Origin of the sequence: Hymenobacter jeongseonensis, from assembly GCF_015694725.1 — a bacterium.
Classification (GTDB): Bacteria; Bacteroidota; Bacteroidia; order Cytophagales; family Hymenobacteraceae; genus Hymenobacter; species Hymenobacter jeongseonensis.
Genome location: NZ_JADQDQ010000014.1, coordinates 1 through 26318, shown reverse-complemented (window position 1 = coordinate 26318; position 26318 = coordinate 1). Strand labels below are relative to the sequence as shown.

The following is a 26318-nucleotide window of genomic DNA, read 5'->3' as shown; positions in this document are numbered from 1 at the left end:
TCGCCTTTTCAGTTTTTTTGCTCCTCATGTTTTACACGGCCATCATCGTACTAATTCTTATCGTGTGCTTCTTGCTGGCCCTGGTGGTGCTGGCCCAAAACCCTAAGGGCGGCGGACTATCAAGCCAGTTCAGCGCCGGTGGCGCTGCCAGCATGATGGGCGTGAAGCGCACCGGCGACCTGCTGGAGAAACTCACTTGGGGTTTTGCCATCGGCTTGGTGGTATTGTCGCTCAGCACCCACATGCTCACCGCTGACTCTGCTGGTCCTACTCGCAGCGTGAACCAGCAGCGTGCTTTGGAAACCCGCCTGCCTGCTTCGGCCCCTTCTCCTAGCGCTCCGGCTCCGGCAGCTGCTCCCGGTGGCGCAACCGCTCCAGCAGGTACTAGCACGGCACCGGCTTCGGCTCCTGCTACCACCACAACGCCTGACGCAACCACTCCGGCAACGACGCCTCAATAACTAATTCTGGCGCTTTTTGCGCTGCCAATCTCGAAAAGGCCGGTGGTTCCTCATGGAGCCACCGGCCTTTTTTTGTGGCTTACCCGATGGCTGGGCTGGTTGAGTTGTCAACTGCCATCCGCCAACTTTGCCACCTTTCAGTTCCCGAATATGCCCATTTTGTCAGGTTTGCGGGGCTGGCACGGGAAGTGTCACTGGGGCGTACACCCTGAATTTTCGTTCAACTCAACCCAAACACACACAGAATGGCACTTAGCATGAAACCGCTGGCCGACCGCGTCATTGTCCGCGCTGCCGCCGCCGAGGAGAAAACCAAATCCGGTATCATCATCCCTGACACGGCCAAGGAGAAGCCCCAGCGCGGCGAAGTGGTAGCCGTAGGCGAAGGCAAAACCGCTGACAGCGGCTCGCTCATCAAGCCCCAGGTGCACGTAGGCGACCAGGTGTTGTACGGCAAGTACGCCGGCACCGAAATCACCGTCGACGGCGAGGACCTGCTCATCATGCGCGAGTCGGACATTTTCGCGGTGTTGTAAGCCTTAGGCTTTGCTGCGAAAATCCCAAAACACCCCATCATCTAATTACTTCATCACCCAGAAATGGCTAAGAACATCCAATTCGATACCGAAGGCCGCGCCCGTCTCCAAGCCGGCGTGAACAAACTGGCCAACGCCGTAAAAGTGACCCTCGGTCCGAAAGGCCGCAACGTCATCATCGACAAGAAATTTGGCGCTCCGTCCATCACCAAGGACGGTGTGACGGTTGCGAAAGAAATTGAGTTGCGCGACCCAATCGAGAACATGGGCGCCCAGCTCGTGAAAGAAGTGGCTTCGAAAACGGCCGACCAGGCCGGCGACGGTACTACGACGGCTACGGTTTTGGCCCAGGCCATCTACACGGCTGGCTCGAAGAACGTGGCCGCCGGTGCCAACCCAATGGACCTGAAGCGCGGCATCGACAAAGCGGTTATCGCCGTTGTTGCCAACCTGAAGTCGCAGTCGAAGAAGATTGAAAACTCGGCAGAAATTGCCCAGGTAGGTACTATTTCGGCCAACAACGACGCCGAAATCGGCCAGATGATTGCCGATGCCATGGAGAAAGTGGGCAAAGAAGGCGTTATCACCGTGGAAGAAGCGCGTGGCACCGAAACCGAAGTTAAAACAGTGGAAGGCATGCAGTTTGACCGCGGCTACCTCTCCCCTTACTTCGTGACCAACCCCGAGAAAATGGAGGTTGAGTTCGACTCTCCTTACGTTCTCATCTACGATAAGAAGGTGAGCACCATGAAGGAGTTGCTGCCCGTGTTGGAGCAGGTGCTCCAGACTGGCAAGCCCCTGGTTATCATCTCCGAGGATGTGGACGGCGAAGCTCTTGCTACCCTGGTGGTGAACAAGCTGCGCGGCTCGCTGAAAATTGCTGCTGTTAAGGCTCCTGGCTTCGGCGACCGCCGCAAGGCCATGCTGGAAGACATTGCTACCCTCACGGGCGGTACCGTTATCAGCGAAGAGCAGGGCTACAAGCTCGAAAACGCGACGTTGGAGTACCTCGGCACGGCTGAGAAAATCATCATCGACAAGGACAACACGACCATCGTGAACGGCAAGGGCTCGAAAGAGAACATCACCGGCCGCATCAGCCAGATTAAGGCGCAGATGGAAACCACGACGTCGGACTACGACAAGGAGAAACTGCAGGAGCGCCTCGCTAAGTTGAGCGGCGGTGTGGCTATTCTCTACATCGGTGCGTCGACCGAAGTGGAAATGAAAGAGAAGAAAGACCGGGTGGACGATGCCCTGCACGCTACCCGCGCCGCCGTTGAGGAAGGCGTGGTACCCGGCGGTGGCGTGGCCCTGGTGCGTGCCATTGAGGCTTTGGCCGCAGTGGACACCCACAATGCTGACGAGCGCACCGGTGTGAACATCATCCGGACGGCCCTTGAGTCGCCCCTGCGCTGCATCGTGCAAAACGCCGGTGGCGAAGGCTCGGTGGTAGTGCAGAAGGTGCGCGAAGGCAGCGGTGACTTCGGTTACAACGCCCGCGAGGACCGGTACGAAAACCTGGTGGCCGCTGGTATCATCGACCCCACCAAGGTGACCCGTTTGGCCCTCGAAAACGCTGCTTCTATCGCCGGCTTGCTGCTGACGACGGAGGCCGTGATTTCGGACGAGCCCGAGCCTAAGGACGCTGGCCATGGCCACGGCGGCGATGGTGGCATGGGCGGTATGGGTGGCATGGGCGGCATGATGTAAGTCAAGTCGCTAGCAGCCCAACCGCTGTTGGTTAAAATTGAAAAAGCCCCGCTGGTAGTACCAGCGGGGCTTTTTTATTGGCAATGATTTTCCGGGCTACTATGTCGAATACCAAGAATTACTCTCAATCCCTGTCATGCTGAGCAGAGCGAAGCATCCTCTCATGTTCGAACGACTCCTGCCGCAATGAGAAGATGCTTCGCTTCGCTCAGCATGACAGACGATTAGAGAGACGGTCAATATGTTCAATGGCAATTGTAATGGCAGGTTGGAGATATAAAAGTGAGGACTGCACGATTGTACAGACACAAAAAAGGCCCGTTCACAATGCGAACGGGCCTTTTTTGTGTCTGATTTCGGCTACTTAAGCCTGGGTAGTTGGCGCTGGGTAGTTGCGAGCGTCCATCATCTTGGCCAGTTTGCCGCTGATGAGGAACAACAAGCCGGCGGCGACGGCGGCCGAAACCACGAAGACCATGAAGAAGTCGTAGAGGCTGGTGATTTGGTAGCCCAGTATCTGCGGCGCGGGGCCGGTGGATTTGGGGTCCGGGTAGAGGCTGCTCATGTAACCAGCCAGGTAGTTGGCCGCCGCGTTGGCTAGGAACCACACGGCCATGAGCAGGGAGGCAAACTTCACCGGGGCCAGTTTATTCACCAGCGAGAGGCCGATGGGCGACAGGCACAGCTCGCCCACGGAGTGCAGGAAATAAAGGGCCACGAGGAAGAACATGCTCACCTTCACGCCGGGCTGCAGGTTGGTCACGCCGAAGCACATCACCAGGTAGCCGGCGGCCAATAGACCGAGGCCAATGGCCATCTTGAGGGGGGACGGTGGCTCGGCGCCGCGGCGGCCCAGGGCCGTCCAGACCATGGCCATGAGCGGGGCGCCCACCACCACGAAAATGGCATTGAGGTTCTGGAAAATACTGGCCGGCAGGGTGTAGCCGAAGATGGTCCGGTCCATTTGCTCGTCGGCGAAGAACGTGAGCGAAGCCGGGGCCTGCTCGAACGCCGCCCAGAAGAACACCACGAAGAACGACACGATGAAAATCACCATGATGCCTTTGATGTCGGCGCCGCTCAGCGACTTATCGCTGAAAATCATGAAGGCGATGCCGATGACGGCCACGCCCAGCAGCGGCGCGATGGTCGGGAACATGGCCGAATCGAGCCACAGAATGCCCAAAATGATGGCCAGCAGCACGGGCAGCAGGGCGTAAATGCCCATCACGCCGCCCGATTGCGCGGGCGTGAGGCCCACGGGCTCGCCGGTGGGCGTGTGCAGGTGCTTGTCTTTGCCCCAGTTGAAAACGACGACGCTCAGCAGCATGGCAATGCCGCAGGCCAGGAACGCCCAACGAAACGCCTCGGGGTGGCCTTCTTTGTCGCCGATGAGGCTGGTGATGGTGTTGCCCAGGAACGAACCCAGGTTGATGCCCATGTAGAAAATGGTGTAGGCGGCGTCCTTGCGCTTGTCGGTGGCCGAATAGAGCGAGCCCACCATCGAGGAAATATTGGGCTTAAAAAAGCCGTTGCCCACAATCATCACGCCCAGGCCCAGGTACAGCAGCCAGTGGCTGAGGGCGTGGGTTTCGGCGGGGCCGTAGTTGGAAGCCGAGAAGAACAGCGTGAACTGGCCCAGTGCCATCAGCAAGCCGCCCGTCATGATGGAGCGCCGGTTGCCCCAGTAGCGGTCCGAGATGTAGCCGCCGATAAGCGGCGTGAGGTACACCAGGCTGGTGTAGCCGCCGTAGAATTTGGACGCGAAGGCCTTGTCCATCATCATGGCCTTGGTGAGGAACAGCACCAGCACGGCCCGCATGCCATAGTAGCTGAACCGCTCCCACATTTCGGTGGCGAACAGCAGGTATAGCCCGCGGGGGTGGCTCGTGGAATCCGCGGAGAGCGGTTGCCCGGTCTGGGCAGGAATTGTTTGCATGAGCGAAACTAGAGTGAGGAATGAGTAGGCAAGAAATGGGAAATGAGGCCCTGGGCGCAAACCAGTGCAGTATGGGCACGGTAAATCTAGGAAAGAATCGGCACGTAGCGTAGACTTTGTAATCCGTGCCTTCGAGCTGTTTGGCGTAATTCAACTGGCGCGGGAACGCGGACTACAAAGTCCGCGCTATATCTTTTGCGCCTCCTTCGCTCCGATAAGCCTTGGCCCGGTAGGCACCGGGCGACAGGCCGGTTTGCTTGCGGAAGAACCGGGTGAAATAGCCGGGGTCGACAAATTGCAGCTCGTAAGCAATTTCGGCCACCGACAGCGAGGTATAGAGCAAGTAGTTGTGGGCCTTGCGAATGGTGTGGGCCTGCACAATTTGCTGGGCCGTTTTGCCCTTCACGGCCTGGCAAATGCGGTTGAGATGAACTTGGGTAATCTTGAGTTCCTGGGCAAACTGCGAGATTTTCTTCTCGAACGGCGCCGTGCGCTCGATGGCTTTTTGGAACTCGCGGAAGTAGTGCAGCGCGCGGTTGGGGCTTTCCTCCTTGCGGCGGTTGTGGTGCAGCAGGCGGAAAATCTTCACGAAGAGCAACTTAAAATAGCCATTCAGGGCGAGTTGCTTGCCGGGCAGCTCAGAGTAGATTTCCTCGTGGATTTGCTGCTCCAGGGCCTGCAAATCCGCAAACGTGACCTCGGAATTGAAGTCGGACAGAATGTGCACGCTGTTTAATTCGACCAGCACGCCGGGCGTGGCCTGCAAAATGGTGTCGAGCAGGGCCTCGGAGAGCGTGAGGGTGCGGCCCTTCACCTGCGGGCTGAAGGTGAAGCCGTGCACGGTGTTAGCTGGGATGATAACCAAGCACGGCGTGACCAACTCGATTACCTCCGACGCTTCAAACGCGGCGCGCCCGGCTTCGAGGAAAAACAACTGAAACAGGTTTTCGTGCAGGTGCGGCTTGAGGCCCCAGTCGGTGGTGCGGTGGCGCGGCACAATGAGCTGGCTCTGGAGGTAGTCGTGCGAAATCTGCGCCTTGCTATCCCCGTATATGCCGTTGTAGCTGGCGATGTTGGAAGCCATCGGATTAGAAATTGGGTAGGGACAAAGCAAACCTAAATAACGCGCCGAGTGTAACAGCTGACGCTCTGACGGGCTTATTGCGCCACCCCCAGGTCCCAAAAATAGCTCACATATCAAGCAAGGTTTAATTTGTCCCGTTAAAGAAACGAATTGTTTCACTCCCAACGAGCCGAATAATTCTACCTTTGTACCCTCACTCACGGGAATTCCCACCCAACACCACTACTGCCATGCAAGAACCTTCCACCCTTGCCGCCAACTCCCCCAATCGTTTGCAGCCGCTGGGCTTCCACGAAACGGCCACCATTCACCTCAATTTAACGCCTGCGGAGCTCATTGAGCACGCTTTGCGGAACGGCGAGGGCCACCTCACCGACACCGGCGCCTTGATGGCCGACACCGGCAAATTCACGGGCCGCTCGCCCAAGGACCGGTTCGTGGTGCGCGACGCCAACACCGAAGACAGCGTGTGGTGGGGCGACATCAACATCCCCTTCGACGCCGACAAGTTTGACAAGCTCCACCAGAAAATGGTGGCTTACCTGGCCGACAAGGAGCTGTACGTGCGCGAAGCCTACGCCGGCGCCAACCCCGACTACCAGCTCAAGCTGCGCATCGTGAACGAGCAGGCCTGGCACAACCTGTTTTGCTACAATATGTTCCTACGGCCTGAAGCCGGCGCCGACACTTCCTGGCTGCCCGATTTCAGCATCATCTGCGCCCCCGGCTTTGAAGCCGACCCAGCCGTTGACGGCACCCGCCAGCCCAACTTCGCCATTCTCAACTTCACCAAGAAGATGATTCTGATTGGCGGCACGGGCTACGCTGGCGAAATGAAGAAAGGTATTTTCGGGGTGCTGAACTACATTTTGCCCCACGAGCGCAACACGCTGCCCATGCACTGCTCGGCAAATGTGGGCGAAGCCGGTGACACAGCCATCTTCTTTGGCCTCTCCGGCACCGGTAAAACCACCCTCTCGGCCGACCCAAACCGCGGCCTCATCGGCGATGACGAGCACGGCTGGACGCCCGATGCCGGCATCTTCAACTTTGAAGGCGGCTGCTACGCCAAGGTGATTGACCTGAGCAAGGAAAAGGAGCCCCAAATTTGGGACGCCATCCGCTTTGGCTCCATTGTGGAGAACACCCGCTTCATCCCCGGCACCCACACCGTGGATTACGCCAACAAGTCGGTAACGGAAAACACCCGCACCGCCTACCCCATCAATTTCATCGACAACGCCATCGAGCCCTCGGTGGCCGATGCGCCGAAAAACATTTTCTTCCTCACCGCCGATGCATTCGGCGTGCTGCCTCCCATCAGCAAGCTTGACAAGAGCCACGCCATGTACCTATTTATGTCCGGCTACACCGCCAAGGTTGCGGGCACGGAAATGGGCGTGGTTGAGCCCCAGACGACGTTTTCGGCTTGCTTCGGCGCGGTGTTCCTGCCGTTGCATCCTACCAAATACGCGGAGATGCTGGGCAAGAAGATGGATGAGAACCCCGACATTAACGTGTGGCTCATCAACACGGGCTGGACTGGCGGCGCTTTTGGCACCGGCCACCGCATGAAACTGGCCTACACCCGCACCATGATAACGGCGGCCCTCAACGGCCAGCTCGACCAGGTCAAGTTCACCAAGCATTCCATTTTCGGGGTATCAGTACCCGGTGCAGTGCCCGGCGTCCCTTCCGAAATCCTCGACCCGCGAAACACATGGGCCGACAAAGCTGCCTACGACAAAACGGCGGCTGATTTGGCCGAAAAATTTGTTGAGAATTTCAAAAAATACGCAGAGTTTGCGAACGATGAAATTCTCGCCGGTGCGCCCAAGGTAGCGGTAGAAGCCACCTTAGTCTAGGTTTTGACAGATGCGTAAGCAAAAAGGCCCGCTGACCAATTGGTCAGCGGGCCTTTTTGCTTACGCATCTGTCCAGGGGCTTGCTCGAAGCTAAGCGGCTACGGGTATTTGCTTGGCGTGCTGGCTCAACCATTGTTCAAAAGTTTGCAGCTTGGGGTTTAGCTGGCGGGAAAACGACACGTCGCGGGCTTTGAGACACACCGGGGCAAAATCCCGGTCGAACTGAAACATATTGCCCAAGTCTTCGGCTCCCGGAAAGCCAAAGCTCCGGTACACTTCGGGCGGCACTTCGTTGTAGACCACCTCACGCCCCAGGGCCTGCGTGAGGGCCCGCGCCATTTCGGTGCCAGTCAGGTGGGCACCGGCAATTCCTACCGTTTTGCCAATCATCTCGCGTCCCTTCTTAAAGATGCCGTATGCGCACTTGCCGATGTCTTCGGCCGCGATGGTCGCCAGTTTCTCTTGGCCCATGGGCAGCGTGATGGCGAGTTTGCCGTCGGGGTTGGGCTTGGGGCCCATGCCGAAATAAATAAAGTTCTCCCAATAGAACGAGGTGAGCAGGAACGTAGTGGGCACGCCCAGGTCGGAGAAGTAGTGGTTGGCCGCGCCTTTGGCGTCGGTGTGCGGCACTTTGTAGTGCCCGTGCAGCGTGGGCATGCGGTTATCGTCGAGCGGAATCCATTGCCGGGTATCTTCCAATGTCGACCAGATGACGTGTTGCAGACCGGCATCTTTGGCCGCTTCCGCCATTTGGCGAGCTTCCGCATCTTCCCGCTCGGGCGAGAAATGCTCCCAGAAAAAGGTAACGCAGAAGGCACCGTAAGCGCCTTGCATGGCCTGCCGGATAGCGTTGGGGTCATCGATATCGGCCCGGAAAATCTCCGCGCCCAGCTGCTCGAGAGCCCGGGCTTTCTCCGAATCCGGATGGCGGGTAACGGCACGAACGGCGAATTCACTTTGCGGGTCTTCCAGAATGGCCCGCACCAAGCCCCCGCCTTGCGCGCCAGTGGCTCCGAAAACGGTAATGAGTTTTTTATCCGGCATAACTACGGTTGCGCTAGGCGCTTAACGATGAATAATTCATTTCTTTTCTAACCATATCTAATATAAAAATGCCTCTAATTATTTACAAGGTCCACAGCAGAAATGAGGCTGTGAGGCAGCTCAGCACCAAACCTATTGGTGGTGAAAAAACAGACCAAACAAAATTCGCCGTGCCGCGACTGCACCGAAGCACAGCCGAAGCACGGCGAATTTTCACTCAGCTAAAAGCTAGGCCGATTGCCCGTTTTGCTTTTTCGTTGCCGTGGCCGAACGGTTCATCCACGCGGCCAGGCCTACGCCGGCTCCGGCCAGCACCGCGGCGGCAACCAGCGGGTGCGTAGTGGCGGTAGTATAAATGCTGGTTTCGTGCGCGTGGCCGGGGTAGTTGCCGCGCTCCTTGAGGCGGGCGTTGGCGTGGTCGAGGCCATTGTCGGAGCGGGGGCGGGCTGGGCGGTTGGACTTGGTCTGTTTAGAAAACACCTTTTCCATGAACTTATCGGTCAGGCTGGGCGCGTAATGGCTCATGGCGTTTATCATTTTGCCGCCGCCGCCCACGGTCACTTCGCGCTGCCCGTTTTCGGCGCAGTGCAGAATGGCTTCGGCTACGAGGTCGGGGGCGTAGGCAGGGGGCGCGTGCTGGGGCTCGCGGTCCATGTAGTTCTTGGCGTTGAGCGTGTAAGGCGTGTCGATGGCCGCCGGCTTCACCAGCGACACGGCTACGGGGGCACCGTCCATTTCCAACTCCATGCGCAGGCCGTCGGTGAAGCCTTTCACCGCGTGCTTGCTGGCGCTGTAAATGGTCTGCAGAATGGCGGTGGTTTCCGACAAGATGCTGCCAATGTTGACAATGGCACCGCCGCGCATTTTGAGGTGTTTCGCGGCTTCCAATGAGCCATAAATCAAGCCCCACACGTTGGTATCAAAGAGCTTGCGCATATCGTCGATGGGCATGTCTTCCACCTTGCCATAAATGGAGACGCCGGCGTCGTTCACCCAGGTATCGAAGCCCCCGAACCGCTCAATAGCCGCACGGGAAATGCGCTGTACGTCGGCTTGCTGGCTTACATCGGCCACCACGTAGATGGCCTGTCCGCCGGCCTGATTGATTTCATCGGCGAGCTGGCGCAGGGCATCCTCCGTGCGCGCGGCCAGCACAAGGCGGGCCCCTTCCCTGGCCGCCATGCGGGCGGTGACCAGGCCAATGCCCGACGAGGCACCCGTAATAACCATGATTTGGTCTTGCAAATTCTTGAGGGTAGGTTTCATAGGTAAGTTGAAAAGGAAGTGAAACAATCGGCATACGCTGCGCCTGACAAGTACTTACGAGGCGCTGGAAAGCCTGGTTATTCCCGCGCTTACCCGGCCGCGCGCCCCGCCCGGCAGCTGCTTTTTCATTCAGTGCCGTTCTTTGCCCCATGCATACTTTTTACGCGCCCGACCTCACCGGCCCCACCTACACGCTGCCCGAAGACGAAAGCAAGCACGCCGTGCGGGTGCTGCGCCTCGGCACCGGCGACGTAGTGGAGCTGCTGGACGGCCGCGGCAGCCGCTACGACGCGGCAGTGGCCGACGCCAACCCCAAGCGCTGCCAACTCCGCATCACGCAGCACGAAAGTATGCCGCCCCGCTCCTACTTCACCCACGTGGCCGTGGCGCCCACTAAAAACCTTGACCGCATGGAGTGGTTCGTGGAGAAAGCCGTGGAAATTGGCGTGGAGCGCATCACGTTCCTACGCTGCGCCCGTTCCGAGCGCCGCGAGCTCAAGCTGGACCGGCTGGAGAAAATTGCCATCAGCGCGATGAAGCAATCGGGCCAGGCATGGCTGCCGCAACTGGACGAAATGACGGATTACGCAGCTTTCGTGGGCGCAGCAGCTTCCGAAACCACCTTCATTGCCCACTTGGAAGAAGGTGAACGCACCGCTTTAACCCAAGTGGCGGCAACGGGCAACGGCTGTTGCGTGCTCATTGGGCCGGAAGGCGATTTCACCCCCGCTGAGATTGAGCTGGCCCTCAGCCGGGGAATTCGGCCGGTCACGCTGGGCAGCTCGCGCTTGCGTACAGAAACTGCGGCCCTGGCAGCGGTGTTCACGGTGCATCTGGTGCGCGAATAGGCTGGCCCTACCCGACGCGAACCCAATTGCGGGGCGTGGTTACTTCACGGTCACCTGCACCAGCGCCCGGCCCGCCGCCGCATAGCCCCTGGTAGCGCTGTAAAAGCTGGTATAGCGAACTGCGCCAATATTGCGCAGTTCCAATTGGTGCCAGCCCGCACCGCCGTTGGTCGTTTGCATCACGGCGCCATCGTAAGTCCCAAAGTCTCCTCCACTGTAGCGGCCAGCCCCGAAAACCAGAACGCTGGTTGCCGTCAGCGGATTGACTACAAATGCACTCACTCCGGCCTGGGGAAGCTCGACCCAGTTCTGACCGTTGTCTGTGGTTTTATAAACCAGGGAGTTATTTGAAATACAGTAACCGCTGCTGGTCAAGAATTTCAAATCGTTGAAATAGTTAGAAGTAAGCGTTGGTAGGGCATTCCACGTCGTTCCGTTGTCGAGGCTGCCGATAATCTTTCCGTTGGCACCGGCGCAGTAGCCAAAGGTGTTGTCGAAGGCAATTTCTGCTAACGGAAAGGCAAACTCAGCGACGGGGGCCCAGGTGGTGCCCGCGTTGCTGCTTTTCAGGAGTTGGGTGTTTGGGCCTTTGGAAATGGCAAACAGCTCGCCGCGGCTATTTGCCGCAATGGCCACAATTTCGACGCGGGCAGCCTGGTAAACGCTTGCCCAAGTGGCGCCGCCATCCACGGTTTTCAATATTAGCCCGCCCGCAGGCGTGCAGTTCGCCCCACTGCAGGCCCGGGAGCCGCCCACGGCATACCCCACAAGCAGGCTGGTAAATTCAAGGCGCTGTAGGGGCTGGTCGGCCGTTGCATTGCTATGCTGTAATGTCCACTTTTTTCCACTGTCAGTGGTCCGGTAGATGCTGCCGGTATAAGTGATAGCAAGGCCCACCGAGGCATCCGCAAAATGAATGTCGGTTACCCAATCAGGCAACGAAGTCGTGACCACCTCCAGTTTGAGCGAAGCGTCCTCAAAAGGCAAAGAGACAACGCTTTGGCTAAGTACAGGGGCCTCAGCCTCCTTCTCGCAGCTGGCCAGCGCCAAGCAGGCCAACAACATACCGTGGATTATTTTCATTGAGCACATGACCGGCGCATTCGGCCAAAGGTTGTCCGGGCGGTCCGATTTATTTGACGGCAGTTCTGCCAGGGTGCAGGCTTTGCTCGCCGCCGGAAATAGGAAATGCCGCTTCAGTAGCTAGTGTTCAGAATGGCCTCGTCCGTTTTCACTGCTGTAGCGGTTGTTTGCGGAAGCATTTGGGGTGAGCGGGAGCCGAATGGTAAATTCGGTAAAATCGCCCGGCACCGACTTAACCGTCAGAGAGCCGCCGTGGCCTTGGGTTACTATTTCGTGGCTCAACGAGAGGCCCAGGCCGGTCCCTTCGCCGGGCGGCTTGGTGGTGAAAAAGGGGTGGAAAATGCTGTCGATGATGTTGGGCGGAATACCGATGCCGTTGTCGCGCACCCGCAGGTACACGCCCTGCGCGCTGCGCTGCGAGCTCACCGATACCGTGGGCGTGTACGAAGCCCCCGCCGGTAGCTCTTGGGCCCGCTTGCTCACGCCATAAAACGCGTTGTTGTATAGGTTGAGCAGCACGCGGCCCATGTCCTCCACCACCAGGGGCACCAAGCCCAGGCGCAAACTAAAATCGGTGGTGAGGGTGGCGTTGAAAGATTTGTCCTTGGCCCGCCAGCCGTGGTAGGCCAGGCGCAGGTACTCGTCGGCCAGCCGGTTGAGGTCGGTGGGTTGCCGCTCGCCGGTGCTGGTGCGCGAGTGCTGCAGCATGTTTTTCACGATGCGGCCGGCGCGGTCGGCGTGCTCGTTCACCTTTTGCTGGCTTTGGACCAAATCATCCAGCAAGTGCCCAAGGGCCTGCTTGCCCTGCTCCGACACGGTTTCGTGTTCCAGCACGTCCCGCAGCTCCGCCACGAGCTCCACGCTCACCTCCGAAAAGTTATCGACGAAGTTGAGCGGGTTCTGGATTTCGTGGGCAATGCCCGCCGTCAGGGCGCCCAGCGAGGCCAGCTTTTCCTGCTGCACCAACTGTGCCTGGGTGTTTTGCAGGTGCTCCAGCGACTGTGCTAGGGTGTCGTTTTTCTGCAAAAGCAGCCATTCCTGACGGAAGTTTTCTTCCCGAAAATAATACACCACCACAAACAGCGCGACGAAGCACAAGAACAGGTTGGTATTGTAGAAATACACACTATCTTCCACATACAGAAACGGTTCGACAAACGCCATGGCCTGGCGCACCAGGAAAAACGCCGCTACATTGAGCGCAAACAGGACGGATATTTTCCAGAAGTTGCGGAAGAACAGCATGGGCACAATGCTGTTGGAAAGCAGATAGTATTCCACCCCGTCGTACTTCCGGGCAATGGCAATGAACGAGCACAGGCCCATCACGCTCAGCACGCTGTAGTAAGCGGCGGCGTCGTAGCGGTGGTGATAATTAAAAAGCAGCGGCGGCAGGTTGAGCAGGACGCCGCTCAGGCAAATGCGAAAAATCAGAAAATCGGGGGAATTGAAGAAGACCGTGGCGTAGCCGGCATAAATGGCAATGGTGACGCAGCTAATGCCATTGAGTAGGCGCACGCGCTTCCATTGCCAATTGGTGAGGTTGGGCTGCACGCCGATATTGATGAGGATTTGCCACAGCTTCGCTACCGGCGAAAATATTTTCTGGCCGAGGTTGGTAGCGGCATTATCGGAGTCGGTAAGGCGCGGCATAAGCACAACAGAAACGGCGGGCGCAACAATTTTCAGCAATAATGTTAAAGTTATTCCAATTATGTTGATATTATATTTAGCATGCTGGCTAGCGGCACCTCTCGTTTGAGTCGACCAACGCAAAGCCCAAAGACTAATTGCGTAACTCACTAATCATCAGATGTATGCCAAATAGCATCATCCCATTATTCAACCTGACTTAGCCAACCCTACCGGGAATTTTCTGGCACCGCACCGTCCACACTATGCATTTCCACCTACCGATAAAAGGGCTGCTTTGGGTATTCCTGGTTTGCTGGGCGTCGCTTGTTTGTGCGCAGCCCGCACCGCGGGTAGTACTCACCCTCAACAGTTTGCCACCCGATGGCATGGTGCTGGACAGCGGCTGGACCTATCAGCCCGGCGACAATCCCGCCTGGGCTGAGCCCACTGCCGATGACCGCCAGTGGCAGCCCATCAATCCAACGCAATGTCTGCAACGATTGCCGCAGGTGCAGCAGGCCAGCGTGGGGTGGCTGCGGCTGCGGTTCCGGGTGGGCCCAGGCCTCCAGAATCGCACCCTCACACTGGGCGTCTATCAGTATGCGGCATCGGAAATCTACTTCAACGGCCGGTTGCTGCGCCGCTACGGCACCGTCAGTTCTGCCCCCGCCCAGGTGCGCCCCATCTGGCCTGATGGGGAACCCCTTGAACTCCCGCTCGGCAGCGGAGGCGAGCAAGTACTGGCGGTGCGGATTTCGCCCTGGACGCCGGCCCTGAACTTTAACCACTTCTTGGTGCCCGTTTTTTTTCAGGCGCGCATCAATAGCCTGCCTCAGGTTTTGAAAGCTTTTCAGTACGAAGCTACCTACAAAACCGCGGACATGCTGCTGGTTGGCGCATTTCTGCTCATCAGTTTGCTGCATTTCGGGTTTTATATCTACAATTCGGCCCAGCGCGCCAATATTTACTTTGCCCTGTATACCCTGTTAGCGGCAAGCAGTTTCTGCTGCACTGGCTTCCTCGACGAAATACACCGCCTGGACCTGCGCGTCTGGGCCGACATACTTTCCTACGTCACGCTGCAAACCGGCAGCTTGCTGGCCTTGCGTGCCCTCTACAGCCTCTTCAATGTGCAGGTGGGCCGCATATACTTCGGGCTTTGGATTATCAATGTCCTGAGCCTGCTGCTGCTCACCTTTGGGCACGAACTGGGCCACCGCATCAGCTGGTACCCAACAGTCATTTTTATGGTGCTGGTATCCGCCGAGCAGCTTCGCCTGACGCTGGGGGCGCTGCGCAAAACCAAGCGGGCGGCGGGCATCATCGCCGCGGGTTTTGGCGTGGCCTTGGCCATGCTGGTGGCCTTTGCCTATATGGCAACGTACCAATCGCACCTACTGATGAAGGAGGTGTTGGGCATTCCGGTGCACACGTTGCTCACGTTCCCGGCCTTTCTGAGTCCGGTGCTGGCCATTTCGCTTTTCCTCACCCGTCGTTTTGCCCTCGATAGCCGCCTGCTGGCCGTGAAGCTGGTGCAAGTGCGGCGCCTTTCGTCCCAGATGCTGGACCAACAACGGGAAAAGCAGCAATTATTGGCGCAGCAAAATGAAACCCTCGAACGGCAGGTGCAGCAACGCACGGCCGCCCTGCAGCAAACCGTCAGCAACCTGCAAACCACGCAATACCAGCTGGTTCAGCGCGAAAAAATGGCTTCGCTGGGGGAGCTCACGGCCGGCATTGCCCACGAAATCCAGAACCCACTCAACTTCATCAACAATTTCGCCGATGTGGCCGTGGAATTATTGGCCGAACTCAAAGAAGGCCCCTTAGCCGGCTTAGCTGGCGAAGATAAATCCAGCGCTGACGGCTTGTTGACCGAGCTGACCCAGGACCTGGAAAAAATCACCTACCACGGGCACCGGGCCGATAGCATTGTGAAAAACATGCTGGAACACTCCCGCGCCAAAGCCGGCGAGCGGCAACCCACCAACCTCAACCAACTGGCCGACGAGTACCTGCGCCTGGCTTACCACGGCTTACGGGCCAAGGACAAATCTTTCAACGCCACCCTCACCACCAATTTCGACGATACCCTTGGGCCCATTGAGGCGATATCCCAAGACATTGGGCGCGTGCTGCTCAACCTGTTCACCAATGCCTTCTACGCCGTGCAGCAACGCCAGAAACTAGGGCAGCCCGGCTACCAGCCCGAGGTGAGCGTGACCACCAGCCGCTGCGCTCAGGGCCACGTGGCCGTGCGCGTGCGCGACAACGGCATGGGAATCCCCCGAACGGTGCGCGAGAAAATATTTCAGCCTTTTTTTACCACCAAGCCGCCCGGCGAAGGCACCGGCTTGGGCCTCTCGCTGAGCTACGACATTGTGACCAAAGGCCACAACGGCACCATCACCTTTGATTCCACCGAAGGCGAGTTCACGGAATTTACCATTTGCTTGCCGGCAAACGAGGAAAAAAACCCGCCACTAACGTACGCTGTGTAATGAAAATCCTGGTTGTTGACGATGAAATGGACGTCAAGCTGCTGTTTGAGCAGCGGTTCCGGCGCGAAATCCGCGAAGGCTTGTTTTCGTTTGTGTTTGCCTTTTCGGGCGAAGAGGCCCTCAACTACCTCTTGGAAGAAGAGCATTATTCCGAAGTTGTGCTCATTCTTTCGGACATCAACATGCCCGGCATGAGCGGCCTGGAACTGCTGCGCCGCATCAAGCAAGACCACCCCAACCCCCCGCCTACCATCATGATTATCACCGCCTACGGCGACAAAGAGAGCCACGCCAAAGCCCTGCAGCTTGGCGCCAGCGACTTTTTGGTCAAACCCATTGACTTTGGCCTGCTGAAGCAAAAGCTTGTTCCGCTCAACACCTAAAACGCCACCGCTCGCCGCCGCCGCAAAGGGGCGGCTCAACGCGGCCTGGCCCCTGAACTTTCCGCCCCAGCCCTTACTTTGTAGGGAAGGCGGGCTTGGGCTGCCACTAAATGCTATGCTGAAACACCTGCTCTTGACGTTTCTGTGCCTGCTGTCGCTCACGGCCGCGGGCCCCAGCTACAGCTTCAAAATTGCCAAACTGCACTACGGCGGCGGCGGCGACTGGTACGCCAACAAGACCTCGCTGCCCAACCTCATTCAGTTCTGCAACCAGACGCTGAAAACCAACATTGCGCCCGAGGAAGCCACCGTGGAGTTGGACGCCCCGGAGCTCCTCACCTACCCGTTCGTGCACATGACCGGGCACGGCAACGTCACCTTCACCGCTGCCGAGGCCAAAAACCTGCGCCGCTACCTCACCGGCGGCGGCTTCTTGCACATCGACGACAACTACGGGCTCGATAAATTCATCCGGCCCGAAATGAAAAAGGTCTTCCCCGAACTGGAGTTTGTGGAATTGCCCTTCTCCCACCCCGTTTATCACCAGAAATTCTCGTTTCCGGGCGGACTGCCCAAAGTGCACGAGCACGACGGCAAACGCGCCCAAGGCTTTGGCCTGCTCTACAAGGGCCGCTTGGTGTGCTTCTACAGCTACGAATGCGACCTCGGCAACGGCTGGGAAGACCTAGGCACCTACCCCGAAGACACCCCCGCCGCCCACGATGCCGCCCTGCGCATGGGCGCCAACCTCGTGGCCTACGCCCTCACGCAGGATTAGCCCCCTCGGTAACGCCCAATCTGTCTAGTACCTGCGCTGGAAAATTTCGCTGAGCACAAACGCCGCTCGTACCGTGGCCGGTTGGCTAAGCATCTGGCGCACGGTCGCGTTTAGGGCCGTGGTGCGGGGCGCATCCGTGGGCTGTGCACTCCGCACCAAAGGCGTTTCGTGCGAGGCCCGGGGCAGGCTCGATGAGCGACGCACCAGCGGGCCCAAATGGGTATGCGGACGGCCCGCAGCGGGCGCTTCCAACGATGTTTGGCGCACCCGGGTACGCTCCTGGGTACGGGCCGGGCGGGCAATTTCTCGGGGCAGCAGGCGGCCGCCAAGCGTGCGCTTTCCCACCGGCTGCGAAGGGGCTTCGGCCGACCGAGACATAGGCCCCTGGGCCTCGGTGCTGGTTTCGCCCGCATTCTTGGCTTGCATCTGCCGGAGCAACTCCTGAAACGTGGCAGTAGGCAGCTCTGGCACGGCGCTACCGGGTTTGCGGGGCCGCTCCTGGCTTTCCTGCACGTTGGTGTCGCGCATCTTCACAATCATGCGGAACACGAAAACCCCGATGGCAAAAAGTATCCAAAGCAGGGTGAAGATTTTTTCCATGGCAGTAAGATAAGAAAGCGCGCCAATCCGGCCGTTCGGCTAGCGAATGCCTTTCTCAGGGAAACGCCCGGTTTTGGTGCGGTAAAACGCTTTGATTTTGGCTTCATCAGCTTCATAATCGCCCGTGGGGTACACGGCTTCGCCAATGCCGGCCTCTTTGTTTTTGTAATCGAGATACCCCAGTCGGATGGGAACACCCGCCCCCAAAGCCGCAAAATAGTAGCCCTTGCGCCAGCGCGGCTGGTAGGCCCGCGTGCCCTCCGGCGTGATGAGAATCACCAACTCATCGTGTTGGTCAAAGAGCTTTATCATGCCGTCTACTAGGCTGTTGTTCTTGCTGCGGTCTACGGCCAGGGCGCCCACTGCCCGCACCATGCCCCCCAGCAGCCAGTGTTCGGTCCATTCTTTTTTCACGGTAAAGCGCACGTCCACGTCCATCAGGTAGAAAGCGGCCCGGGCCATGATGAGGTCCCAATTGCTGGTGTGCGGGGCCGCAATCATCATGCTTTTCTTGATTTCCGGATTGCAGATTTGCCCCAGCTTCCAGCCGGAAACCCAAAACACAAATTTTGCGATGTAATACCAGAATGTAGACGTTTTGCGGGCGGGCATCAGTTGCGGTGGTGAATTATTGATGGGAGAGCGGGGCATTGGCAGCAAGCCAACCCTTATTCAGGCTACAAAGATGGCCCACCAGCGCCAAGCTAGCGCTTTTCTGGTGAAAGCAGGGCCTGAAGCGACTCAGCTTTATCCAGCGTGTACCGATAGCCAATATCGAAAAGCTCGGCCCCCTGCTTGTAGCTCAACGGCCGGTAATGGCGCAGCTCGGGGGGCTCCAACAGCAAGTGGCACTGCGTTTTGCGCGAGTTCGTATTGGCATTGATGGCCAGATGGAGCGTGCGCTCAATCAGACGCCGGAAGTTGGGAATGTGGGCTTCCGAGTTGATGGGATTGCAGTTCACGCCCACCACCCGAATATCTTCCTGGCCCAGCAACGGCTCGATGGGGAGGTTGTTGAGCAGGCCACCGTCAACCAGTTGCCGGCCCTGGTACTCCACCGGCCGGTACACAATGGGCACCGCCGACGACGCCAAAAGCGGCTGCAGCACCGGCCCCGAACTAAAATACACCGATTCGCCGGCCATCAAGTCGGTGGCGACCAGCGTGAGGGGCCGGTTCAAATCTTCGAAGTTTATTTTTGCCCCCAATTGCCGGGCAATCAATTCCGCCACGGCGTCTAGGTGCAGCAGCCCAAAACGGCTGAATGCCGGCCGCGTGAGCCGAAACAGATTCGTACTCAGCAGCATTTTGAGAATTTCGCGGGGCGCAAACCCGGCCGCGTAAAACACGGCGGCAATGGCGCCGGAACTCACACCGGCCAGCTGCCCAACGGGCAGCTGAAGTTCATCAAGCGCCGCCAACACGCCCAAATGGGCAATTCCGCGCGCTCCGCCCCCCGATAATGCCAACCCCAGCTGGGCCATGGTGCTGTTCGTTTTTGGTACATCCGCGCCGCGCGCCCGTGCCACCACGGCACCGGCGTAGCCGCTACTGCGCGATACGCAAAATCAGCCCCTAACAACCAACTATCCCCCTATAAATCTGCCAGCCGCAGGGTATCGGCCAAGCGCACGCCTTTGTCGGTGTGCTGCACGGTGCAGGCTTCGTTGATGGGGTCGTGCTCCAGTAAGAGTATCCAATTTTCATCGGCCGCCCGGCGCAGCACGGCTTCTTTCTCCGTCATGGTCACGAGCGGGCGCATGTCGTAACTCATCACATAAGGCAGCGGAATATGGCCGGTGCTGGGCAGCAAATCAGCCATAAACGCCACCGTGCGGCCTTTGTATTCCATCACGGGCACCATCATTTTCTCGGTGTGCCCATCGGCCATGATGATTTCGCGAAACGACGCCAAGCGGGCAGGCACCCCCGCCTGCACGTCTACAAATTGCAAGTGGCCGCTTTCCTGAATTGGCAGAATGTTCTCCTTTAGAAAGCTTGCTTTTTCGCGGGGGTTGGGGGTCACGGCCCAGTCCCAGTGCGCCTCGTTGCTCCAGTACGTCGCGTTGGGAAATGCCAGTTGCAAAACGCCGTCGGGCCGACGCTGCACCGAGCCGCCACAGTGGTCGAAGTGCAGATGAGTCAGGAAAACATCGGTAATGTCGGTACTGGTGAAGCCCAGCTTGCGCAGAGACTTTTCCAGGGTATCGTCGCCGTGCAGGTAAAAATGCCCCCGAAATTTCTCATCCTGCTTGTCGCCAATGCCATTATCGATGAGCAGCAGCTGGTTGCCATTTTCAATCAGCAGGCAACGCATGGCCCAGGTGCACATGTTGTTGGCATCGGGCGGGTTGAGCTTTTGCCACATGCTCTTGGGCACGACGCCAAACATGGCGCCGCCGTCGAGCTTAAAAAGGCCAGTGTCGATGGTATGAATTTTCATTTTTGTCATCCTGAACGCAGCGAAGGACCTTATCACGCCCGCAACGCATCGATTAGAGAACCTGAAAAAGCGCAGCCGTGATAAGATGCTTCGCTTCTCAGCATGACAAACGCCTTATTCCACCACCACGCCCATGGCCGAAAATTTGTCGATGCGCTGGCTGATTCGGTCGGCGGGCGCTATTGCCCCCAATTCCTTCAGCGTTTTGAGCAGCGTGTTTTTCAGAGTTTCAATCATCTGCTCGGGTGCGGTATGGGCACCACCCAGGGGTTCCTTCACGATGCCATCAACGAGACCCGCCTTGTGCATGTCGATGGCCGTTAGCTTGAGGGCCTCGGCAGCTTGCTCTTTATAATCCCAGGTGCGCCACAAAATGCTGCTGCAGGATTCCGGGGAGATAACCGAATACCAGGTATTCTCCAGCATCAGCACCCGGTCGCCAATGGCGATACCCAACGCGCCGCCCGAAGCTCCCTCGCCGATAATGATGCAGATAACCGGCACCTTCAGCATGAACATTTCCTTCAGATTGCGGGCAATGGCTTCGCCCTGCCCCCGCTCTTCGGCTTCCAGGCCCGGAAAAGCTCCCATGGTATCAATCAAGGTGACGATGGGGACGTTGAACTTCTCCGCCAGCTTCATCAAGCGCAGGGCCTTGCGGTAGCCCTCGGGGTTGGCCATGCCAAAGTTCCGATACTGGCGCTCCTTCGTGTTGTGCCCTTTCTGCTGCCCAATAAACATGACGGTGTGCCCGTCGAGCTCGCCCAGGCCGCCTACCATGGCCTTGTCGTCACCCACGGTGCGGTCGCCGTGCAGCTCAACAAACTTGTCGACCATGCCCCCGATGTAATCCAGCATTTGGGGCCGCTCGGGGTGTCGCGAAAGCTGCACCCGCTGCCAGCGGGTAAGGTTGGCGTAGGTTTCCTTTTTAAGCGCTTTGATTTTGGCTTGCAAAGCCGTCACCGCTTCGCTCACGTCAACGTCGCTCTCGTCGGCCAGCTTTTGCATTTCGAGGAGCTTGCCTTCCAGCGCGGCGATGGGTTGTTCAAAATCAAGTAGCATGGACAAAGGAATGTTTCGGATGGAAAGACAGAAGAAGAACACCGCAGAAAGCCGTTGTGGAGGAAAAAGAACATCCCTCGGTCGCAAAAGCCGTTCGTCAGGCGGATGGCAAAGGTAAAACATCCATCGCAGCAGCGACCCACAAAAATTAATGAGCCTGAAAAACAACCTACAACCTCTCACAAGTCCTCCATTTTAGAAAAACTTTGGCCCTGTGCTTGCAGGACGCAGTTTTCCTGCCCTACCTTTGTATCACCAAAACGGAAAAGCACACGGCTTCTCCACCAAGGCAAACGGTTTGGTAGTTCAGTTGGTTAGAATGCCGCCCTGTCACGGCGGAGGTCGCGGGTTCGAGTCCCGTCCAGACCGCCAGTTTGCATAGAAAAGGCCATTTCCACTGCGGAAATGGCCTTTTTCTTTTTACTGTGGCAAATACTGTGGCACGCCTACCGGATTCCGGTGCTGTTTCGGACGGCTTCCCGCTCGCCTAATCGCTCCTCCACGTTCTCGGTATCCTCGTCCTCCCAGGCAATGCGTAGCCTGGTGGGCAGGGCCCGAATCGCGTCCCGGGTTTCGCGGGCCACCTGCAGCTGCTCGGCGTTGCCGGCTACGGTACCGCCACTCGGCAGATTGCCCCCTAGGGTGCCCCCATCCTCGTAATAACTTCCACGTGGGCGCACCGGTGCCCCGCCCCGGTGCAGGCTCGTGTCGAGCAAGTCATCAATCAGCGGCTTGTTGTTGGCGTAGGTGTCGCGGCTCAGAATCATGTAGGGCTCGCCCCGCTCCCACTCGCCCAGCTGCTGGCCGGTGGCCCCGTCAATCATCTGAATGCCGCCGCTGCCGTGCAGCTGGCCGGTGTTGGCCACGCCGGCCACGGCGTTGATGCCGCCACTAGCAAAGCGGCGCACCTTTTCCCGCCACGTGGGATTGGGGGCCCCGGTGATACCGCCCTTGGCAAACTCCGGAATCGGGGTGGCAATGATTTTGGCGACGCCCGCCGCCGCCGCGATGCCGGTGGCAATCTGGAGCGGCACGTTCGGGGAGGCCTCAATCACGGCCAGCACGCCGGCAATGATGGCCTGCGCGATTTTGTACTCCTTCTCCTTTTCGGCGGCCTGCTTTTTAATCGAGCGGGTTTTGGCGTCGTAGTTGGCCTCGATGCTGGATTTCTGGGCCTCGTACTGCTCCTTGCTCAGCATGCCGGCTTTGTACTCCTGGTCAAGCTTGAGCAGGCGGGCCTTCTTGTCCTTTTCCAGCTTGGCCAGCTGCTTATCCGAGTCGATTTTCTGAAAGTCGCCCACAATCTGGATGCCGGTTTGCACCTGCTGGAGCGCAAACTGGCTCTTTTCCCGCTCGGTAAAATCCGCAAACGCCCGGCGTTCCTGCTCCAGCACCGCCACGTCGGCGTGAAACTGGCGGATGATGGCCAGCCGCTCGTTGACCGTCAGCTGCTCGTTGGCCAGGTCCGCCTCGAGCTGGCTCTGAAGCAGCCCTTTTTTGATGTCAAACTCCTGCTCGTTGGCCTGCTCGCGGGCCTCGCTGAACAAGCCGGCCGTGTCGCGGGCCTGTTGCACCCGGCGCAGGGCAATATCGGCGTCCGACTGCTCGATGCGCCGGTCGATGGCGGCCTGCTTGGTGACCCGGTCCTCCTCGAGCGCAAGTAGGTCCAGTTGCAGCTTTTCCTGAATCAAGCGGCGCTGCTCAGCCACCTGGGCGTCGTTGCCTTTCAGCTTCACCGATTCGGCTTCGGCCGCGGCGCGAAGCTCGGCCGCCCGGCGCACGTACTCGTCCCGCTCCAGCGCGGCCTGGCGCTTGAGGATGGCGGCCGCTGCTTCGGCTTCCTCCAGGGCCTGTTTTTCGGTCAATTTCCGGTCTTCCTCGGCTTGCTTGGCTTTGTCGGCTGCCTGCTTTTTGTGGAAATCCGCGTTGAGCTTGTCCAAGGCCAGCTGGGCCTGGCCCTGAATCAGCACCCGCTCGTTGGCCGTTTTCTTGGCATCCGACAACTCAATGTCGCGCGCCACGAGCACCAGCTGCTTTTTGAGCTTTAGCTCCTGCTCGCTGCCTTCCTGCACCGCAATTAATTCCCGTTGCAGGGCCAGCTCGCGCAGCTTCAGGTTCTGCACGGCCTGGGCCTGGGCGGCGTCGGCCAGCGCGGCGGCGGTGGCGGCGGCGGCTTTTTTCTCGCGCTCCAGCCTGTCCGCCGCCGCTTTGTTTTCCTTGTTTTTGTGGTCGTCCTGCCGCTTTTGCTCGTTCGAGGCCTGGGCGGCTTTTTCCTTGGCTTCCTGCTCCGCGTAGCCTTTGTGGTAGGCGGCGGCGACTTCTTTGCCGGACTTGTTAAACGAATCGCCCAGGCCCGTCAGCCCCTTTTTGATGCGTTCGGGGTCGAAGGTGAAGATGCCGGCCAGCAAATCGCCCACGCTGCGCAGCTGGGTGAGCACCGTGTCCTTCATCGTGGCGAACACCTGCGTGGCCACCGCCCCGAGCCCGGCGATGGTTTTGCGCACGCCCTCGCTGCGCTCGTAGAGCGTGATAAAGCCGCCGATGAGCAGCGCGACGCCGGCAATAAAGAGCCCCAGTGGGTTAGCACTCATGGCCACCCCCAACAACCGAAACGCAATGGCGCTGGCCCGGGCCGCTACGGCCCGGGCCTTTTCCAGCGTGATGCTATAGAGCACCTGGCCATTCAAAATGATTTGTTCGGCGTTCAGGGCCAGTAGGGCCAGGGCCAGGCCTTTGAGCACGGCGCTGTTTTCGCGCACGAAGGCCGGGATGCCGCGCAGCATGTCGAGGAACAGGCCCGAGTACTGGAGCGCGGCGATGTAAATCGGAATCAGCTGCTCGCCCAGCTCGCGCCGGTACTGCGCAAAGCTTTTCTCGGCCTTGGCAATCTCGGCCGCCGCGTTGGTGTTTTTCTTGTTGAACTCTTCCGTCAGGCTGGTGCCCTTGGCCATTTCGGCGCTGGCCAGGGCCTGCTTCTGCCGCACAAGGTCCGTCTGGGTGGCCAGCAGGGAAACCACTTTGGTCGCTTCCTGCGACTCGACGCCTAAGGCTTCCAGCGTAGAAATGATTTCGGTGTTGCTGGCGCCCTTCAGGCTTTCGGCCAGCTGCAAAATCACCTCGTTTGGGTCGGAGTTGAGCAGGCCAATAAATTCTTTCTGCGTCAAGCCCAGCTGCTTGGCAAACCCGGCCGTGTCCTTCGAGGCGGTCAGCAGCACGTTGGTCAGGCCCCCCGACGAAATCTCGGCCGACAAGCCCAATTCCTGAAAGGCCGCGCCCAGGCCCAATGTCTGGGAGATTTCCGGCGCCAGGTCGCCTAGCTGGCCGATGCGGGCCGCAAACTCGGCCACCACCGGGGCAGTTGCCGAGCCATCCGCGCCCAGGGCGTTGAGGGCCGAGCCGATTTTGGTAATGGCCTGGTCCGGCTTCAGGTCGGCCGTGTCCTTGAACAGCTTTTGCAGGCCCCCAATGGACTTGGTGACGTCCTCTACGCCACCCGTAAACTCATCGCCCAGCGCCACCACGGCTTGGTCCACCGACACGGTGAACTCGTCCACGTCGGCCGCCGCCACGCCCAGCTGCCCGCCGGCGATGGCGATGCCTTCCAAGTCTTCCTGTGCGGTGCGGGTGTCGATGCCCTCCAGCTGGGTGCGCAGCGCTTTGGCCCCGGCCGTGGTCACGTTCAGGCTCTTTTCCATGTCCGCGATGGAATCGCTGCCCTCAGCGGCCGCCGTGATGCTCTCGCTGCCCAACTGCTTGAGGCTGCTCACCACGCCCTCGACGCCCAGCTGAATGCCGGCAAACGCGGCCGACTTTTTCACGAACGACAAAAAGCCGTTACCGCTATCCTCCAGCTGGTCTTTCACGCCCTTGGCTTCGGCGCGGACCTTGGCCAGCTGGTTGTCCACTTCGCCCAATTCCTTGGCCTTGTCCAAAAAAGACTGCGTATTGGGCGTGAGCAACGCCAGTTCGCGGTTCAACTGCCGCGAGAGGGCGGTGAGCTGCGCGGAATTGAGCGAGGTGAGGCCGATTTCCTTCTGCAACTCGCCCATGCGGGTGGTCACGGTGGCCAGCTCCTTGCCCTTGTCCACGTACTCCTGGGTGCCCTTTTTGAGCCCCTTCAACTCCTCCTGCAGCAGCTTGGATTTGCGGCTCAGGTTGTCGAGTTCGGTGCGCGACTGCGACCCGTCAATCTCCAGTTTTATCTGGACGTTGTCTTGCCTTACGTTAGCCATGAGTTAAGTGCGGAGGGTGCTGGCGATGTGCTGGCCGGTCTGGGCGGCGTAGCGGGTGGTGACCGCGTCGATGAAGCGGTTGATGCTGGAGTAAAAGGTTTTAGCGAACCAGGCCTTGGGCTTGACCTGACTGTTATCGCGCAGCTTGGCGCGGGCAATGCCCCAGGCGATGCGGTTGATGGCCACGGCCTGGCTCAGCGGCGCCTGGCCGAAGCGGTAGCCGGGGATGTAGGTGAAGTTGCCCACGCCGACCTTTTTCACGAAGGCCTCGATTTGCTCGATGGGCGGAGCCTGGGTGCGGTTGAGGCCCTTCATGTCCCGGATGCGGCCGTACTGCTCGAAAGCCACGCCCATGCTGGCCACGTGCTGGGCGCTGGCCGCGACCACCTCCGTGCGCAGGGACTTGAGCAGGTCTTCGGTAAGCACCAGGCCTTTTTTCTGAATCGCGGCCGTGAGCAAGCCCAGCGCCCGGGCGGCGTAGTTGCCTACTTCCTCGTCGAGGATGCGTTGGAAATCGGCAGTGAAATCACTCATGCCCCCAAGATGCGGGCGCGAGGAAGCGGGGCATAGGACGCAAAAAGCCCCGCCGGAGGGGCGGGGCTTGTACTGTTTTTGGAAGGAGGAATTAGTTTATTGAACAGTTCACGAAACTCATCTCACTTTTGCGTTTCGTGAACTTTGAAAGGTGAACGAGTTTTTTAAACTCATTCTGGACTGTAGGGCCACTTTGTTGGGCCAGTAGGCACCCATGGGCAGCAGTTCACGCAAAGGAGGGTATTCTGTTTGTGCTTATAATTGCTAACATGACCAAGCACTATGTCTTCGTGGCCGCCCGCTTCCTGCTG

Annotated in this window: 21 protein-coding genes and 1 tRNA gene; 9 read left to right on the top strand and 13 right to left on the bottom strand. The window is 58.9% G+C overall.

Annotated features, from left to right (window positions below; translation table 11 throughout):
• Window positions 1–26 precede the first annotated feature (26 nt).
• The 3 genes from secG to groL all read left to right on the top strand — a co-directional run bounded on the left by secG (window position 27) and on the right by groL (window position 2710).
• Entirely contained in the window at window positions 27–461 is a 435-nt protein-coding gene (gene secG, locus I2I05_RS19410) for a preprotein translocase subunit SecG (RefSeq protein WP_196283919.1), read from the top strand.
• A gap of 245 nt (window positions 462–706) precedes the next feature.
• Complete coding sequence (groES, locus tag I2I05_RS19405; RefSeq protein WP_196283918.1) at window positions 707–997, top strand: co-chaperone GroES; 291 nt, start codon at window positions 707–709, stop codon at window positions 995–997.
• A 63-nt stretch (window positions 998–1060) separates the two neighbouring features.
• On the top strand, window positions 1061–2710 hold the full coding sequence (gene groL / locus I2I05_RS19400; RefSeq protein ID WP_196283917.1) for a chaperonin GroEL: 1650 nt from the start codon (window positions 1061–1063) through the stop codon (window positions 2708–2710).
• Window positions 2711–3074: 364 nt separating this feature from the next.
• Here the strand turns inward: groL and I2I05_RS19395 are convergent, their stop codons facing one another.
• Both I2I05_RS19395 and I2I05_RS19390 read right to left on the bottom strand, forming a co-directional pair.
• Window positions 3075–4649 (bottom strand): peptide MFS transporter, encoded by a 1575-nt coding sequence (locus I2I05_RS19395; protein WP_196283916.1) that lies wholly within the window; start codon window positions 4647–4649, stop codon window positions 3075–3077.
• Window positions 4650–4821: 172 nt separating this feature from the next.
• Window positions 4822–5733, bottom strand: coding sequence for a helix-turn-helix domain-containing protein (locus I2I05_RS19390; RefSeq protein ID WP_196283915.1), 912 nt, complete (start codon window positions 5731–5733; stop codon window positions 4822–4824).
• 230 nt (window positions 5734–5963) lie between these two features.
• Here I2I05_RS19390 and pckA point away from each other — a divergent pair, with 230 nt between their 5' ends.
• Window positions 5964–7598 (top strand): phosphoenolpyruvate carboxykinase (ATP), encoded by a 1635-nt coding sequence (gene pckA, locus I2I05_RS19385; protein WP_196283914.1) that lies wholly within the window; start codon window positions 5964–5966, stop codon window positions 7596–7598.
• Between the two features lie 90 nt (window positions 7599–7688).
• On the opposite strand, the gene I2I05_RS19380 is transcribed toward pckA, so the two are convergent.
• A complete protein-coding gene (locus tag I2I05_RS19380; RefSeq protein ID WP_196283913.1) occupies window positions 7689–8642 on the bottom strand; it encodes an NmrA/HSCARG family protein in 954 nt (317 codons plus the stop codon).
• A 228-nt stretch (window positions 8643–8870) separates the two neighbouring features.
• Window positions 8871–9908, bottom strand: a complete 1038-nt coding sequence (locus I2I05_RS19375) for an SDR family oxidoreductase (protein WP_196283912.1) — start codon at window positions 9906–9908, stop codon at window positions 8871–8873.
• Window positions 9909–10057: 149 nt separating this feature from the next.
• On the opposite strand from I2I05_RS19375, the gene I2I05_RS19370 reads away from it, so the two are divergent.
• A complete protein-coding gene (locus I2I05_RS19370) occupies window positions 10058–10756 on the top strand; it encodes a 16S rRNA (uracil(1498)-N(3))-methyltransferase (RefSeq protein WP_196283911.1) in 699 nt (232 codons plus the stop codon).
• 39 nt (window positions 10757–10795) lie between these two features.
• Here the strand turns inward: I2I05_RS19370 and I2I05_RS19365 are convergent, their stop codons facing one another.
• Window positions 10796–11839 carry a WD40/YVTN/BNR-like repeat-containing protein gene (locus I2I05_RS19365; RefSeq protein WP_196283910.1) on the bottom strand — a complete coding sequence of 348 codons (1044 nt, stop codon included), beginning with the start codon at window positions 11837–11839 and terminating at the stop codon, window positions 10796–10798.
• Between the two features lie 120 nt (window positions 11840–11959).
• Window positions 11960–13492 carry a sensor histidine kinase gene (locus I2I05_RS19360; RefSeq protein WP_196283909.1) on the bottom strand — a complete coding sequence of 511 codons (1533 nt, stop codon included), beginning with the start codon at window positions 13490–13492 and terminating at the stop codon, window positions 11960–11962.
• A 245-nt stretch (window positions 13493–13737) separates the two neighbouring features.
• Here I2I05_RS19360 and I2I05_RS19355 point away from each other — a divergent pair, with 245 nt between their 5' ends.
• The 3 genes from I2I05_RS19355 to I2I05_RS19345 all read left to right on the top strand — a co-directional run bounded on the left by I2I05_RS19355 (window position 13738) and on the right by I2I05_RS19345 (window position 17136).
• Window positions 13738–15975 (top strand): ATP-binding protein, encoded by a 2238-nt coding sequence (locus I2I05_RS19355; RefSeq protein WP_230688436.1) that lies wholly within the window; start codon window positions 13738–13740, stop codon window positions 15973–15975.
• Complete coding sequence (locus tag I2I05_RS19350) at window positions 15975–16358, top strand: response regulator (RefSeq protein ID WP_196283908.1); 384 nt, start codon at window positions 15975–15977, stop codon at window positions 16356–16358. Before I2I05_RS19355 ends, I2I05_RS19350 begins: the two co-directional genes overlap by 1 nt.
• A 115-nt stretch (window positions 16359–16473) precedes the next feature.
• Window positions 16474–17136 carry a DUF4159 domain-containing protein gene (locus tag I2I05_RS19345; RefSeq protein ID WP_196283907.1) on the top strand — a complete coding sequence of 221 codons (663 nt, stop codon included), beginning with the start codon at window positions 16474–16476 and terminating at the stop codon, window positions 17134–17136.
• A gap of 24 nt (window positions 17137–17160) precedes the next feature.
• On the opposite strand, the gene I2I05_RS19340 is transcribed toward I2I05_RS19345, so the two are convergent.
• From I2I05_RS19340 to I2I05_RS19320, 5 genes are all read right to left on the bottom strand, one after another.
• Window positions 17161–17736: a hypothetical protein gene (locus I2I05_RS19340; RefSeq protein ID WP_196283906.1), complete on the bottom strand. Its 576-nt coding sequence runs from the start codon at window positions 17734–17736 to the stop codon at window positions 17161–17163.
• A gap of 39 nt (window positions 17737–17775) precedes the next feature.
• Window positions 17776–18348 (bottom strand): 1-acyl-sn-glycerol-3-phosphate acyltransferase, encoded by a 573-nt coding sequence (locus tag I2I05_RS19335; protein ID WP_196283905.1) that lies wholly within the window; start codon window positions 18346–18348, stop codon window positions 17776–17778.
• 92 nt (window positions 18349–18440) lie between these two features.
• Window positions 18441–19220 carry a patatin-like phospholipase family protein gene (locus I2I05_RS19330; RefSeq protein ID WP_196283904.1) on the bottom strand — a complete coding sequence of 260 codons (780 nt, stop codon included), beginning with the start codon at window positions 19218–19220 and terminating at the stop codon, window positions 18441–18443.
• Window positions 19221–19330: 110 nt separating this feature from the next.
• Window positions 19331–20179 (bottom strand): MBL fold metallo-hydrolase, encoded by an 849-nt coding sequence (locus tag I2I05_RS19325; RefSeq protein WP_196283903.1) that lies wholly within the window; start codon window positions 20177–20179, stop codon window positions 19331–19333.
• 114 nt (window positions 20180–20293) lie between these two features.
• A complete protein-coding gene (locus I2I05_RS19320) occupies window positions 20294–21241 on the bottom strand; it encodes an acetyl-CoA carboxylase carboxyltransferase subunit alpha (RefSeq protein WP_196283902.1) in 948 nt (315 codons plus the stop codon).
• Between the two features lie 295 nt (window positions 21242–21536).
• Here I2I05_RS19320 and I2I05_RS19315 point away from each other — a divergent pair.
• Window positions 21537–21613 (top strand) — tRNA-Asp (locus I2I05_RS19315).
• A 74-nt stretch (window positions 21614–21687) separates the two neighbouring features.
• On the opposite strand, the gene I2I05_RS19310 is transcribed toward I2I05_RS19315, so the two are convergent.
• Together I2I05_RS19310 and I2I05_RS19305 are read right to left on the bottom strand one after the other, a co-directional pair.
• Window positions 21688–25473 (bottom strand): phage tail tape measure protein, encoded by a 3786-nt coding sequence (locus I2I05_RS19310; protein WP_196283901.1) that lies wholly within the window; start codon window positions 25471–25473, stop codon window positions 21688–21690.
• A 3-nt stretch (window positions 25474–25476) separates the two neighbouring features.
• Window positions 25477–26007, bottom strand: a complete 531-nt coding sequence (locus I2I05_RS19305; RefSeq protein ID WP_196283900.1) for a hypothetical protein — start codon at window positions 26005–26007, stop codon at window positions 25477–25479.
• Window positions 26008–26318: the final 311 nt, after the last annotated feature.